11 protein-coding genes are annotated in these 14806 nt (G+C 66.0%); 7 read left to right on the forward strand and 4 right to left on the reverse strand.

Going from position 1 to position 14806, the window contains the following annotated elements:
• Positions 1 to 279: 279 nt before the first annotated feature.
• The 3 genes from lpxC (at position 280) to recN (ending at position 4225) form a co-directional block, all read left to right on the forward strand.
• A complete protein-coding gene (gene lpxC / locus CYD53_RS02520) occupies positions 280 to 1230 on the forward strand; it encodes a UDP-3-O-acyl-N-acetylglucosamine deacetylase (protein WP_103716522.1) in 951 nt (316 codons plus the stop codon).
• Between the two features lie 283 nt (positions 1231 to 1513).
• The gene (locus CYD53_RS02525) at positions 1514 to 2380 is read left to right on the forward strand and encodes an outer membrane protein assembly factor BamD (protein WP_103716674.1); all 867 of its coding nucleotides are present in this window, start codon (positions 1514 to 1516) and stop codon (positions 2378 to 2380) included.
• Positions 2381 to 2539: 159 nt separating this feature from the next.
• Positions 2540 to 4225 (forward strand): DNA repair protein RecN, encoded by a 1686-nt coding sequence (recN, locus tag CYD53_RS02530; protein WP_103716523.1) that lies wholly within the window; start codon positions 2540 to 2542, stop codon positions 4223 to 4225.
• 102 nt (positions 4226 to 4327) lie between these two features.
• Here recN and CYD53_RS02535 read toward each other — a convergent pair whose 3' ends face one another.
• Positions 4328 to 5950 (reverse strand): ABC-F family ATP-binding cassette domain-containing protein, encoded by a 1623-nt coding sequence (locus tag CYD53_RS02535; RefSeq protein ID WP_103716524.1) that lies wholly within the window; start codon positions 5948 to 5950, stop codon positions 4328 to 4330.
• Positions 5951 to 6204: 254 nt separating this feature from the next.
• On the opposite strand from CYD53_RS02535, the gene CYD53_RS02540 reads away from it, so the two are divergent.
• Entirely contained in the window at positions 6205 to 8292 is a 2088-nt protein-coding gene (locus tag CYD53_RS02540) for a DEAD/DEAH box helicase (RefSeq protein WP_103716525.1), read from the forward strand.
• Between the two features lie 311 nt (positions 8293 to 8603).
• On the opposite strand, the gene CYD53_RS02545 is transcribed toward CYD53_RS02540, so the two are convergent.
• Complete coding sequence (locus CYD53_RS02545) at positions 8604 to 8903, reverse strand: sulfur globule protein precursor (RefSeq protein WP_103716526.1); 300 nt, start codon at positions 8901 to 8903, stop codon at positions 8604 to 8606.
• 307 nt (positions 8904 to 9210) lie between these two features.
• Between CYD53_RS02545 and CYD53_RS02550 the strand changes: the two genes are divergently transcribed.
• Both CYD53_RS02550 and CYD53_RS02555 read left to right on the forward strand, forming a co-directional pair.
• Positions 9211 to 9855 (forward strand): TetR family transcriptional regulator, encoded by a 645-nt coding sequence (locus tag CYD53_RS02550; protein WP_181011683.1) that lies wholly within the window; start codon positions 9211 to 9213, stop codon positions 9853 to 9855.
• Positions 9852 to 11051: an alpha/beta hydrolase gene (locus CYD53_RS02555; protein WP_103716528.1), complete on the forward strand. Its 1200-nt coding sequence runs from the start codon at positions 9852 to 9854 to the stop codon at positions 11049 to 11051. Before CYD53_RS02550 ends, CYD53_RS02555 begins: the two co-directional genes overlap by 4 nt.
• Positions 11052 to 11118: 67 nt before the next feature.
• Here CYD53_RS02555 and CYD53_RS02560 read toward each other — a convergent pair whose 3' ends face one another.
• Positions 11119 to 11928, reverse strand: a complete 810-nt coding sequence (locus tag CYD53_RS02560) for a DUF2189 domain-containing protein (RefSeq protein WP_103716529.1) — start codon at positions 11926 to 11928, stop codon at positions 11119 to 11121.
• A gap of 219 nt (positions 11929 to 12147) precedes the next feature.
• Between CYD53_RS02560 and ligA the strand changes: the two genes are divergently transcribed.
• A complete protein-coding gene (ligA, locus tag CYD53_RS02565; protein ID WP_103716530.1) occupies positions 12148 to 14304 on the forward strand; it encodes an NAD-dependent DNA ligase LigA in 2157 nt (718 codons plus the stop codon).
• A 173-nt stretch (positions 14305 to 14477) separates the two neighbouring features.
• Here ligA and CYD53_RS02570 read toward each other — a convergent pair whose 3' ends face one another.
• Positions 14478 to 14750, reverse strand: coding sequence for a hypothetical protein (locus CYD53_RS02570; protein WP_103716531.1), 273 nt, complete (start codon positions 14748 to 14750; stop codon positions 14478 to 14480).
• Positions 14751 to 14806: the final 56 nt, after the last annotated feature.

Below are 14806 nucleotides of genomic sequence, written 5' to 3' on the forward strand. Positions count from 1 at the left end.
GCCCGGTGCGCTGCAGCGAACCGGGCTTTGTTCATGTCTGGAAAACCATATTTATCAACGGGATGATCAGCTTTTCCTGGCTTTGTGAGAGCTGTAACACAGCGAAAGAAAGCGTGATTTTGTCACCCTGTCCGAAGCGCTTATGTTGCATCTGCACTAACGGGGACATCGACGCAGGACTTCGGTCACAGGGTTGATGTCCGAGGCATCGCAGCGACGGTCGGTTCGGGAGCCATGTCAGGCTCCGCCACGTTCCCGGCGATCAGGATTGGATACCAGATGAGCTTCGATCGGCAGACGACACTGCGCGCCCCCGTGACCTTGACCGGGATCGGCGTGCACTCCGGAGCACCCGCCACCATTTGCCTGAAGCCTTCCAGCGCCAATTCGGGCGTAGTCTTCCTGCGCAAGGGGCTCGATGCCGAGCCGGCGCAATTGATCCACGCCAAGCACACCAAGGTCAGCGCCACCGAGCTTTGCACCGTGGTCGGTGACAAGGCTTCGGCTTCGGTCGCGACCATCGAACATCTGATGTCGGCCTGCTCCGGTCTCGGCCTCGACAATGTGCTCGTCGAGATCGACGGCCCCGAGATGCCGATCATGGACGGCAGCGCCGCCGAATTCGTCAACGCGATCGAGTCGGCGGGCGTCACGACGCTGCAGGCTGCCCGGCGCTATCTCAAGATCCTGCAGCCGGTGCGCATCGAGCATGGCCGCGCCTTCGCCGAATTGCTTCCGTCGGATCGGGACGGCTTCCGCCTCGATGTCGAGATCGATTTCGACACCACCGTGATCGGCCGCCAGCGCAAGGTCTTCGATCTTGAGCCGGTGGCTTACGCCCGCGAGATCTCCCGCGCGCGGACCTTCGGCTTCATGCGCGATGTCGAGCAGCTTTGGAAAGCAGGCTTTGCGCTGGGTGCCTCGCTCGACAACACGGTCGCGATCGGCGAGGACAAGGTCATCAATCCCGAGGGCCTGCGCTATGCCGACGAGTTCGTGCGCCACAAGGTGCTGGACGCGATCGGCGATCTCGCGCTTGCCGGCTATCCGATCCAGGGTGAGTTCCGCTCCTATTGCGGTGGCCATCGCATGAATGTCCGCATTCTGGAGGCGCTGTTCGCCGACCGCGCCAATTACGCGATCGTCGAGGCCGAGCCGGTTTACGCCGCTCCGCGTGCGGTCCAGATGGCGGCGGCCGCGCCGGCCGCCTTCGCGCCGGATTTGCACTGACGCGCGCCGCGAAGACGCGTTAGCGCCTTCCATTCGCCTGCTTTCTGTCGAATGTACGCAGCTGGAATCGGCTCGCAGCGGATGTTATCGCGGAGCGGCTGGTTCCGCGCCGCTATCGCTGCTCGTCCGGACGTTCCGGATCATGCGCCTCGTTTTCGACGGTGGCGCGCGGGCGGCGTCTGAGGTAAGGCATGCTTCCCCATTGAATGGGGACGATCGAAAGAGGACAGACGACGTGAGCGTCAAGCGGCTGACCATTCCGACAATCCATCGCGCCGGATCGATGCGCAGCAGCACGGGGCTTGCTCTTGGTGTCGCCCTGATGCTCGGCGGCTGCGATACGCTGTCGAACATGAATCCCTTCGACAAGCCCGAGGTCTACAAGCCCGAGGTCGTCGCCGAGGTTCCCGCCGACAGGCTCTATAATGAGGGCCTGGCGCGGATGCAGAACGGCGACAGCGAGGGCGCGACGAAGAAATTCGGCGAGATCGACAAGAACGCGCCGTTCTCGCCTTATGCGAAGAAGGGCCTGATCCTGTCCGCCTATACGAATTACCAGGCGAGCAAATGGGACGACGCGATCACCGCCTCGAAGCGCTTCATCGCGCAGAACCCGGCGAGCCCTGACGCTGCCTATGCGCAGTACCTGATGGCGATGTCCTATTATAACCAGATTCCGGACGCGACGCGCGACCAGGAGCGGACGGAGAAGGCGATCGCCGCCTTTGACGAGCTGCTGCAGAAATACCCGAAGTCCGAATATGTCACCGATGCCAAGGAGAAGATCCTTGTTGCGCGCGACCAGCTCGCGGGCAAGGAGATGAATGTCGGGCGCTTCTATCTGGAGAAGCGCAACTATACCGGCGCCGTGAACCGCTTCCGCGACGTCATCACCAAGTACCAGACCACGCGCCATGTCGAGGAGGCGCTGATGCGCCTGACCGAGGCCTATATGGCGCTGGGCATCACCAATGAGGCGCAGACGGCGGCGGCCGTGCTCGGGCATAACTTCCCCGACAGCCCCTGGTACAAGGACGCCTATGTGCTGCTCGAGAGCGGCGGGCTGGCTCCGCGAGAGGATCGCGGCTCCTATATCAGCCGCGCCTTCCAGGGCTTCAGCAAGGCGGTCGTCAGCCTGAACCCGTTCTAGAGCGTCTTCGAGCGAAGTGGGTACCGGTTCGCGTGAAGAGAACGCGTCGAAACGAAAAGATGGGACAATCTCCGGTCCAATCGGATCGGACCTTGCCCTAGATCGAATGCATGAGGGTTTTCCGCGCATGCCCCGCTTTCTGAGCCTGCGCTAAGCGCCATGCTGGCGCAGCTCTCGATACGCGACATCGTCCTGATCGACCGGCTCGATCTGAGCTTCGGCGAGGGTTTGAGCGTGCTGACCGGCGAGACCGGCGCCGGCAAGTCGATCGTGCTCGATGCCTTCGCGCTCGCTTTGGGCGGGCGCGGCGATGGCGGGCTCGTGCGCCATGGCGAGGCGCAAGGACAGGTCGGAGCGGTTTTCGACTTGCCGATGCAGCACCCGGCGCGGCTCCTGGCGCAGGCGCAGGAAATCGACACCGATGGCGACCTGATCCTGCGGCGGGTGCAATATGCGGACGGGCGCACGCGCGCTTTCGTCAACGACCAGCCGGTCAGCGTCCAGATCCTGCGGATGATCGGTGCGGCCATCGTCGAGATCCACGGCCAGCATGACGACCGCGCCCTGACCGACCCGGCGCAGCACCGCCTCATCCTCGACGGTTTCGGCGGGCTGGAAAGCCAGTCTATGGCCGTGGCAGAAGCCAGCGAGACGCTGAAGCGTGCGCGCCAGGCCTTGCAGGCGCAGCGCATCCGCGTCGAGGCCGCGCGCAAGGAGGCCGATTTCCTGCGCCATGCGGTTCAGGAACTCGGCAAGCTCGCACCCCAGCCCGGCGAGGAAGACAGCCTCGCGGCAACCCGGCAAGGCATGATGCAGGCGGAGAAGGTCGCGCGCGACCTGATCGACGCGCATGAGGCCGTGGGCGGACAGGGCTCCCCGGTGCCGGCGCTCGCCGCCGTGCTGCGCCGTCTGGAGCGCCGTGCGACGCAGGCGCCGGACCTGATCGATCCGTCGCTCGCAGCGCTCAACACCGCGCTCGTCGCGCTGGAGGAGGCGTCCGAGACGCTGGCAGCGGCGATGCGCGCGGCCGAATACGATCCGCGCGAGCAGGAACGCGTCGAGGAGCGCCTGTTTGCCTTGCGCGCCGCCGCGCGCAAATACGACGTGCCTGTCGACGGCCTGGTCGTGCTCGCCGAGAGCATGGCTGCCGATCTCGCGGCGCTCGACGAGAGCGAGACCTCGCTCGGCCGGCTCGAGACGGAGTTGCGCGAGGCCGAGGCTGCCTTCATCAAACTGGCGAAGGCCCTGTCGGCAGAGCGCAAGCAGGCTGCGGCAAGGCTCGACGGCGCGGTCAGGGCCGAATTGCCGCCATTGAAGCTGGAGCGGGCGCGCTTCATCACCCAGATCGATTCGGACGAGACGGCGCGCGGGCCCGAAGGCTTCGACCGCGTCGAGTTCTGGGTCGAGACCAATCCCGGCACGCGGCCGGGCCCGATGATGAAGGTCGCTTCCGGCGGTGAGCTGTCGCGCTTCATGCTGGCGCTGAAGGTGGTACTGGCCGAGCGCGGCTCGGCCCCCACCCTGGTCTTCGACGAAATCGACACCGGTGTCGGCGGCGCGGTCGCGGATGCGATCGGCGAGCGCCTGGCGCGGCTCGCGCAAAAGGTCCAGGTCATCTCGGTGACCCATGCGCCGCAGGTCGCGGCCAAGGCCGGGCAGCATTTCCTGATCGCCAAATCGGCGCTCGACGGGGACAGCGCCTCGCGCACCGTCACCCGCGTCTCGGCGCTGGCCGATCAGGCGCGGCGCGAGGAGATCGCCCGCATGCTGGCGGGGGCAAGCGTCACCGAAGAGGCGAGGGCGGCGGCTGGTCGCTTGCTGAACGCCGCGGTCGCGCGAGCCTGATTACAGCATCTGATCGAATTCGATATTCGGTCAGATGCTGCAGAGCTTTGATTTTGCATCGGCTTGTCCCGAAAGCCGGTTTCCACTTTTCGGGCCGATGCTCTAGCTGCGCAGGCCCGGCGCTTCCTGACCCGTGCGCGCGACATATTCCGTATATCCGCCGCCATAGGCATGCACGCCCTCGGGCGTCAGCTCCAGCAAACGGTTCGACAGGGCCGCCAGGAAGTGGCGGTCGTGGCTGACGAACAGCATGGTGCCCTCATATTGCGCGAGCGCCGTGATCAGCATCTCCTTGGTGGCGATGTCGAGATGGTTGGTCGGCTCGTCCAGCACCAGGAAATTCGGCGGGTCATAGAGCATCTTCGCCATGACGAGGCGCGCCTTCTCGCCGCCTGAGAGCACCCGGCAGCGCTTCTCGACATCGTCGCCGGAGAAGCCGAAGCAGCCGGCGAGAGCCCTGAGCGAGCCCTGTCCGGCCTGGGGAAAGCTGTCCTCCAGCGATTCGAACACGGTCCGGTCGCCGTCCAGCACCTCCATGGCGTGCTGGGCGAAATAGCCCAGCTTGATGCTGCCGCCGAGCGCGACCGTGCCATTATCCGGTTGGGTGGCGCCCGTCACCAGCTTCAACAGCGTCGATTTTCCGGCGCCGTTGACGCCCATCACGCACCAGCGCTCCTTGCGGCGCACCTGGAAGTCGAGCCCCTCATAGATGCTGCGGCTGCCATAGGCTTTGTGCACGTTCTTGAGCGTGACGACGTCCTCGCCGGAGCGCGGCGCCGGCTGGAACTCGAAGGACACCGTCTGGCGACGCTTGGGCGGCTCGACCCGGTCGATCTTCTCGAGCTTCTTCACCCGGCTCTGGACCTGGGCCGCGTGCGAGGCGCGCGCCTTGAAGCGCTCGATGAAGTTGATCTCCTTGGCGAGCATCGCCTGCTGGCGCTCGAACTGGGCCTGCTGCTGCTTCTCGGCGAGTGCGCGCTGCTCCTGGTAGAACTCGTAATTGCCGGAATAGGCGGTCAGCGAACCGCCATCGATCTCGACCACCTTGTTGACGATCCGGTTCATGAATTCGCGATCATGCGAGGTCATCAGCAGCGCGCCGTCATAGCCCTTCAGGAACTCCTCCAGCCAGATCAGGCTCTCCAGGTCGAGATGGTTGCTCGGCTCGTCGAGCAGCATCGCGTCGGGCCGCATCAGCAGGATGCGGGCGAGCGCGACGCGCATCTTCCAGCCGCCCGAGAGCGCGCCGACATCGCCGTCCATCATCTCCTGGCTGAAGCCCAGCCCTGCCAGCACCTCGCGCGCCCGGCCGTCGAGCGCATAGCCGTCGAGCTCCTCGAAGCGGCCCTGGACCTCGCCATAGCGCATGATGATGTCATCCATCTCCTCAGCGCGGTCGGGATCGCCCATGGCGGCCTCCAGCTCGCGCAATTCGGCGGCGACACTGCTCACCGGGCCCGCCCCGTCCATGACGGCGGAGACGGCGCTGACGCCCTTCATGTCACCGACATCCTGGCTGAAATAGCCGATGGTCACGCCGCGATCGACGCCGACCTGCCCTTCATCGGGCTGCTCCTGCCCGGTGATCATCCGGAACAAGGTGGTCTTGCCCGCGCCATTGGGGCCGACCAGGCCGACCTTCTCCCCCTTCTGGAGGGCCGCCGAGGCCTCGATGAAGACGATCTGCTGACCGTTCTGCTTGCTGATGTTTTCGAGGCGGATCATGCGTGCACGGAACCTGGGGAAGGGGATTTCCCGCGCCCTTACGCCATGGGGGCCGTCTGCGGAAGAGCGGGCGGGCAAATCAGGTGGTGGTGGCCGCGTCATCCACCCCCTCCATTCCCTTTTGCCGCGATCTGCTTTATGAGCCCATTTCAATCGATGGCTGCGGACTGGCTGCATTTGCGCGCCGCGCCGCTCATCGCCCGAATTCCTGCGCCGTTTCCTGATCTGCGCCGTAACCCTAGGCACGACACCTCATGTCCTTTCTTCCTACGAGCCCGCCGCTCGCGCGTGCGCTCGCCGAACGCAACTATTCCGATCCGACGCCGGTGCAGAACGCCGTACTCGAGGACGCCGCGGCCGGGCGCGATCTGCTCGTCTCGTCGCAGACCGGCTCCGGCAAGACGGTGGCCTATGGCCTCGCCATCGCCACGACCCTGCTCGGCGAGGCGGAAGCCTTCGGCCGCGCCGGCAAGCCGCTGGCGCTGATCATCGCGCCGACGCGCGAATTGGCGCTGCAGGTCCAGCGCGAGCTCGCCTGGCTCTACAAATACGCCAATGCCCGCGTCATCGCCTGCGTCGGCGGCATGGACCCGCGCCGCGAGGCCGCGCTACTCGATGAAGGCGCCCATATCGTCGTGGGCACACCCGGCCGCCTGCGCGACCATATCGAGCGGCATCGCCTCGATGTTTCCGCGCTCAAGGCCGTCGTGCTCGACGAGGCCGACGAGATGCTCGATCTCGGCTTCCGCGACGATCTCGAATTCATCTTGAAGACGACGCCGGCCGAGCGTCAGAGCCTGCTGTTCTCGGCGACGCTGCCCAAGGCGATCATCCAGCTCGCGACCAACTACCAGCGCAATGCGCTGCGCATCGAGGTCACCGGCGGCTCGCGCGGCCATGCCGATATCGAATATCGCGCCATCCGAGTCTATCCGAAGGAGGCCGAACTCGCAGTCGTCAACCTGCTGCGCTTCCATGATTCGCCGTGCTCGCTCGTGTTCTGCAACACCCGCAACGCCGTGCGCCATCTCGAGGCGATCCTGCTGGAGCGCGGCTTCTCGGCCGTGGCGCTCTCGGGCGAGCTCAGCCAGAGCGAGCGCAATTCGGCGCTGCAGGCGCTGCGTGACGGGCGGGCGCGGGTCTGCGTCGCGACCGACGTCGCAGCACGCGGCATCGATCTGCCGGGCCTGACGCTGGTCATCCACGCCGAACTGCCCAACGATCCCGAGGTCATGCAGCATCGCTCGGGTCGCACCGGCCGTGCCGGCAACAAGGGCACGAGCGTCCTGCTGGTGCCGGTGTCGCGCCGCCGCAAGGCCGAGATGCTGATCGCCGAGGCAAAGGTCGAGGCGGTCTGGGCCGGGCCGCCGACGGCCGAAGAGATCCGCGCGCTCGACCAGCAGCGGCTGTTGAGCGATCCGCTGTTGACCGGAGAGGCCGACGAGGACGACGCCGCCATGGTCGAGGCGCTGCTGGCGGGACGGTCGCCACAGGAGATCGCGGCCGCGCTGGTGCGGGTCTACCGTTCGCGCCTGCCGGGGGCCGAAGAGGTCGGGGATCCGAATTTTCAACGCGATTCACGGCCGATCCGTTCGCGCGAGGAATATGCGCCACGCGAGGGTGGCCGGTTCGGCGAAGGCCGCGAGGATAGTCCGCGCGGCGAGGGGCCGCGCAAGGCCGGCCCGCGTGGCAACACCGTGTGGTTCGTTCTGAATATTGGTCGCAAGGACGGCGCCGACCCGCGCCAATTGCTGCCGATGCTGTGCCGCCGCGGCAAGATCACGCGTGACGAGGTCGGTGCGATCCGGATCTTCGACAAGGAGACCAAGGTCGAGATCGACGCCGATGTCGCCGAGCGCTTCTACGAGCTGGCGAAAGCCGTCGACCGCGACAAGATCGTGATCCAGCCTGTCACCGGCGAGGAGGAACGGCGCCCCGCGAAGCCTTTCGCGGAGAAGGCTTCGCATGCGCCTTCGGCGTATGCGCGCCCTGAGCGCGATGCAGACCGCGCGCCTGCCAGGGCTTATGAGAAGAAGCCCTACGAGAAGAAGCCCTATGAGCGAAAGCCCTATGAGGGCGGCGAGAAAAAGCCCTATGAGGGCAAGAAGAAGGCCTATGAGGGCAAGGGCAAGCCGTTCGGCGCGGCCAAGCCCTATGATCCGGTTCGCAGCGACCGGGATGCGCTGTCCGACCCCAATGTCTCGTTCAGGTCGGGTCCGAAGCCCTATGCCGGCAAGCCGGGCGGCGCGAAGCCCTTTGCCGGGAACAAGCCGGGCTTCGGCGGCAAGCCTGCGGGCAAGCCCTTCAAGGGCAAGAAGCCTGGCCGCGACGACCGCGGCTGATCGCTGCCCGACCGGGTCTCCCCTGTCTTGCCTCGGCTCTCAGCGCAGGCCGAGGAAGGACAGGATCGCCAGGACGATCACGATCAGGCCGACGATATAGATGATGTTGTTCATGGTAGCCCCGGTTCCGGGCGGGCTACGCCAGCCCGCGTGAAGAGTGCGTCACGATTTGCGTGACGCGAAGTGAACCGGGTTCGCTGGCAAAGGTTCCTGGATCGCGGCGCAGTTGCGAGCCTGAGCCGCGTGCTGCAGTCTCAAATGCCGGGGGAGCCGGATCGCTCCGGCTCCCATATCGCGCGTCATCGTCGTGATCAGCGGCAGCGCGTCACGGGGCGCTCGACATAGCCGAGGCCGGGGACGAAGCGCGTCCGCAGCACGGTGTAGCAGCCGCCATAATAGCCGCCGGCATAGATCGGGCGGCCCCAGCCGCGATGACCCCAACGGCCGTGGCCTCCGCCGAAATGACCGAAATGGCCGTGATGACCGTGGCCGCCATGCCAACCAGGTGCCGCCTGGGCGGCGGAGGCGGTGGCGAGCGAGCCGCCGATCAGGGCGCCAGCGCCCAGGACGAAGGCGGTGGCGAGGCCGGCGACGGTGGTGCGAGTGGTCATGATCGTCTCCCTTGGACTTTTGGAAAGAGCCGCACCATGCAGCTCCATGCCCATTGGTCGCGGGAGCGAGCGGGAAGGTTCAAAGCGATCGCGAATATTTTCTCGGGCGGGCGAGGGTGCGCGTGGCTGGATCAAGTCCCGCGCGGCTTGAACCGTCAATGCGAGGTGCTCGAGCCATGAGGCAATCCAGAAGGGCTCGCTTTACGCGTTCTGGATTGTTCGCCGCGCTCTCAATAGCGGTGCGGAGTGCTTATATACATACGGACCGTTTGTATGTAGGGTTTGCGCGGAGCGAGAGGTGTATTCCGTGCGAAGAACCAAAGAGCAGGCTGCGGAGACGCGGCAGACGATCCTGCGGGCGGCGGAAGCGCTGTTCCTGCAGCGCGGTTTTGAGGCGTGTTCGCTGGACGAGATCGCCGTCGCCGCCGGCGTCTCGCGCGGAGCCGTCCATTTCCATTTCCACAACAAGCTCGGACTGCTCTTCGCGATGCGGGACGAGATCATCCAGCCGATGCAGCAGCTCGCCCGGCGCCTGACGGCGGATTCGGCGCTCGCGCCGCTCGAGGCATTCGGCGATCTGGTCGCGACGACATTCACCGAGCTTCAAGGCGACGCCGCGAAGCGGCGCCTCCTCGCGTTGCTCAAGGTGATCGACGTCAACGGCGCGCCCGACGATGTCGGCAATATGCGCCATTTCCGCCAGCAGATCCGCGCGTCCTTGATGGGCATATGCGAGGCCGCGCAGCGCAGCGGCGCCCTGGCGCAGCCCTGGACGGCGCGCTCCGCCGCGCTTGCGCTCTATGCCATGCTGGATGGCCTGATCACGGAGTGGCTGATCGAGGAGGTCGAGCTCGCGCTCATGCCCGAAGGCGGGGCGATCATTCGCAGCTTCCTGACATCCTTGACGACGCCGGGACGGGGCATGCCGGTCGCGGAGCGGGCGGCACGATGATGATGGGCTCTCCCAACCGCCTGGCGTTAGCGCTCTGCCTGCTGCTGGGAGCCTGCGCGACGCAGCCGTCGAAAATCCTCGAGCCGGTCGCCGTCTCCGTGCCAGGCGCGAGCCGGGTCGACATGCTTGTCGCCACCACGCGCAAACCGGCGAGCGACCCAGGGGAGCTCTTCACCGGGGAACGGGCGACGGCGATCTCATTGACGAATATCGTGGTCTCCATCCCGCCCGACAGCAATCGCAAAGTCGGGGAAATCCAGTGGCCCGGCCGGTCGCCGGGCAATCCGCAGACCGATTTCGTCACGCTTCAGGTCAAGCCGGTTCCGTCGACCAGCGCGGCCATGGACTGGTATCGCAATCGTGGTTCGAAGCGCCGGCTACTCGTCTTCGTGCACGGCTTCAACAATACCTATTCCGACGCCGTCTATCGCTTCGCCCAGATTTCCCATGATGCGGGCATCGACGCCTCTCCGGTCCTGTTCACCTGGCCCTCGCGCGCCAGCGTTTTCGACTATGTCTACGACAAGGAGAGCACGAATTTTTCCCGCAACGCGCTGGAGGAGTTGCTGCGGGAGGCCGCCAAGAGCCCCGATGTCGGCGAGGTGACGATCCTGGCACATTCGATGGGAAGCTGGCTCGCCACCGAAGCGCTGCGCGGCATCGCGCTGCGCGACAAGGCTATCTCCGCCAAGATCCGGAACGTCGTGCTCGCCTCGCCGGACATCGATGTCGACGTGTTTCGCCGCCAGATCATCGAAATGGGCCCGAAGCGGCCGCATTTTACGATCTTCTCCTCCCGCAACGATCGCGCTTTGGCCTTGTCGCGCTGGCTTTCAGGCGATGTCGACCGCGTCGGCGCAGCGGATATGCGGCCCTATGCGGCTGAGCTCGCCACGCTCGGCATCTCGATCATCGACACCTCGGACGTGAAGGCTGGCGATCCGCTGGCGCACAACACCTTCGCCGACAGCCCCGAGATGGTGCGGGTGCTGGGGCAGCGCCTGTCCGGCCAATCGCTGGCGGGCGGCGAGGCCAGCCTGGCCGACCGAGTGGGGATGGCGGCGCTGGGCGGCGCACGCGTTGCCGGAGCTGCTGTTGCCGCTCCCGTCGCGGTGATAAGACAGGCAGCTAGCCGCGAATTCCTACAGCAGTTCGAAGCGGCCGCCAGGCCAGGTGCAAGAACGCTGGACTACTGACGTGCTCAGGCGGCGCTCGCTCCGGCAGGCGCCGCAGTCAGCGTGGCCGGGACGGAAGGCCTGCCGATCAAGCCTCGACGACCTTGCGGTAGAGATGCCAGGTCGCGTGGCCGAGCACCGGCATGACCACGACCAGGCCGACCAGCACGGGCAGGCAGCCGAGCACCAGAAGCCCGGTGATCATCAACCCCCAATACATCATCACGCGCGGATTGGCCTCGACGGCGGCGATCGAGGTCTTGATCGCGGTCGGCGCGTCGACTCCCTTGTCGATGATCAGCGGGAAGGACACCACCGAGATCGAGAAGGCGAGGATTGCAAAGAGCAGGCCGAGCGAATTGCCGACGATCATCATCACCCAGCCGTCGAAGGTGGTGAAGACCGCGCGCAGGAAGTCCGGCGTCGAGACGTCGGGCGGCAGGCCGAGCAGGCCGCGATAGATGAACCAGGCGGCAAACAGCCAGGCGATGAAGAGGCCGGTGAGCATCGCACCGAGCAGGAGAATCTGGCCGATCGAGGGCGATCTCAGGATGCCGAAGGCATGGTTCCAGGAGGAATCCATGCCGAGCTCGCGCCTGCGGCTGACCTCGTAGAGGCCGATCGCGGCGAAGGGGCCGAGCAAGGCGAAGCCGCCGAGCAGCGGGAAAAGCAGCGGGAAGATGTTGTAGGTCACGGTGAGCTGCGCGATCATCACGCCGGCGATCGGATAGATCAGCGCGATGAAGACGAGATGGCTCGGCTGCGCCTTGAAATCCTCCCAGCCGCGCAGGAGCGCGTCGTGAAGGTCGCGGGTTGTGATGATGTTGATCTTCGGTTCGGCGTGTTGCGCCGCGAGGCGCGTACCGGCATCGGGCACTGTGCCGTCGAGGTTTGCCATGGCGTTTCTCCCGGTTCTGGCCCGGTTCGCTTGCGGCAATCGACGCCATCCTTGGGTCAACGGCCTGCAGGCGTCGAGCTTCCAATTCCCAGCCCCGGCATTATACGCGCGAACGGGCGCTTTGTCGCATGCATGCCGAACACGAAAGCGGGACGCAGAGTCGAGGCTCCGCCGGCTCCTGCCCTTTCTCGTCACAGGCATCTCGCCTAATGAAAGGGCATGAGCGAGTCCCAAGCCATTCCCGTCGCGGAGTTGACGCAGCGCCAGGCGCGGGCGGAGCACAAATTGCTCGCCGCCGAGATCGCGGCTGCCGACAGTGCCTATTTCCAGGACGACCAGCCGATCCTCGACGATGCGAGCTATGACGCCAAGCGTCGCCGGCTCGTCGCGCTGGAGAAGGCGTTCCCGGTTCTGAAGGACGCCGCTTCCGTCAGCGACAAGGTCGGCGCCAAGCCCTCCGGGAAATTTGCCAAGATCCGTCATCGCGTGCCGATGCTCTCGCTCGGCAACGCCTTCACGGATGAGGATGTCGCCGATTTCGTGCAGCGCGTGCGCAGCTTCCTCGGCATGAAGGAAGAGGCCGGCATCGCCTTCACGGCAGAGCCCAAGATCGACGGGCTCTCGCTCTCGCTGCGCTATGAGAAGGGCGCGCTGGTCTCAGCCGCGACGCGCGGCGATGGCGAGGAGGGCGAGGACGTCACGTCGAACGCCCGCACGATCTCCGAAATCCCGCATGTGCTGTCCGGCGACGATGTGCCGGAGATCGCCGAGGTGCGCGGCGAGGTCTATCTCGGCCATGTCGATTTCGCTGGGATCAACGAACGCCAGCGTGAGAAGGGGCTGCCCGAATTCGCCAATCCGCGCAATGCGGCGGCCGGCTCGCTGCGCCAGCTCGATGTTTCGATCACCGCGGCGCGGCCCCTGCGCTTCTTCGCCTATGCCTGGGGTGAGATGCCGGTCATGCCGGCTGTGACGCAATTCGGCGTGGTCGAGGCCTTCAAGCGCTGGGGTTTTCGCACCAACCCGCTGATGAAGCGCTGCGAGAGCGTCGAGGACTTGCTGGAGCGCTACCGGTTGATCGAGAGCCAGCGGGCCACGCTCGGCTACGATATCGACGGCGTCGTCTACAAGGTCGACGAGCTTGCCCTGCAGACGCGGCTCGGCTTCGTCGCGCGCGCGCCGCGTTGGGCGATCGCGCATAAATTTCCGGCGGAACTGGCGACCACGGTGCTGGAGGCGATCGAGATCCAGGTCGGACGCACCGGCGCGCTCAGCCCCGTCGCCAAGCTCAGGCCGGTCACGGTCGGTGGCGTCGTCGTCTCCAATGCGACCCTCCACAATGAGGACTATATCCGCGGCTTCGATTCGAAGGGCGAGCGCATCCGCGATGGCGAGCCGCCCGACATCCGCGTCGGCGACACGGTGACGGTGAAGCGCGCCGGCGACGTGATCCCGCGCGTCCAGTCGGTCGATCTGTCGAAGCGGCCAGCGAATTCGCAGCCCTATGCCTTCCCGACGCTATGTCCGGCCTGCGGCAGCCATGCGACGCGGGAGATGAACCCGCGCAGCGGCAAGGAGGATGCGGTGCGCCGCTGCACCGGCGGGTTGATCTGCCCGGCCCAGGCAGTAGAGCGCCTGAAGCACTTCGTCTCGCGCGACGCGCTCGACATCGACGGGCTCGGCGACAAGCAGATCGAGTTCTTCCATGCCGACCCCGACCTGCCGGTGAAGGAGCCGGCCGACATCTTCACGCTGGCCCGGCGCGATGCGGAGAATTTCAAGAAGCTCAGGGACAAGGAAGGCTTTGGCAGCCAGAGCGTCGCCAAGCTGTTCGCTGCGATCGAGGACAGGCGCCAGCCGCCGCTCAACCGCTTCATCTTCGGGCTCGGCATCCGCCATATCGGCGAGACCAATGCCCGGCTCCTGGCGCGGCATTACGGCTCGTTCGAGGCTCTGCGCGCGGCGGGCATCGCGGCGGCCGATCCGGCCTCGCCCGAGCGCCAGGAACTCGACGCGATCGACGGCGTCGGGCCGACCGTGGTCGAGGCGCTGGTGCAGTTCTTCGCCGAGGCTCACAATGAGCAGCTGCTCGACCGGCTCTTGGAGCAGGTCGTGCCGCAGCCGCTGGAGGCGGTCGCCTCGGTCAGCCCGGTCGCCGGCAAGACGGTGGTCTTCACCGGCGCGCTGGAGCAGATGACCCGCGACGAGGCCAAGGCAATGGCCGAGCGGCTCGGCGCCAAGGTCGCGGGCTCGGTCTCCTCGAAGACCGATCTCCTGGTCGCGGGGCCCGGCGCAGGTTCGAAGCTCAAGGACGCCGCAAAGCACGGCGTCCAGGTCATTGACGAAGCTGGCTGGTTCAGCCTCGTCGGAGGCTAGAGTGCGTCCCGATCCAGTTGGATCGCTCAATTGCTCTATCTTTTTGTTCTGACGCGTTGTCTTCACGCGAACCCGCATCCACTTCGCTCGAAAACGCGCGAGAGCAGGATGCGAAAACGTGGGCACCGGTTTTTCGCGTTGATCCTGCTCTCGCTCCTGGATGAGAGACGGATTCAGTGGCGATGATAGCGTCTGTGGTGGCGATGGCGATGCGAAACGCCGGTCCTTTGCGGAATGCCGACGACGCCCTTGACGCCCCCCACCACGCCGCCGGCAACGCCGCCGACGACCGCGCCTGCAGCGCCGCCGACCGGGCCGGCCGCCTGGTTGCCGACGCGTGCGCCTTCAGCCGCGCCGCGCGGAATGCCCTGCGCGCTCGCGCTGAGGGGAAGGGCCAGGAGCGCCAGCGCGGCTGCGCCGGCCAGGGCGATATGTTTGATTGTCATGATGAATATCCGTTCGCATGGGCCGCAACGCCGGCTTTCGGGCGCTCGGCGGTCCC

Source organism: Allobosea psychrotolerans, assembly GCF_002917105.1.
Classification (GTDB): Bacteria; Pseudomonadota; Alphaproteobacteria; order Rhizobiales; family Beijerinckiaceae; genus Allobosea; species Allobosea psychrotolerans.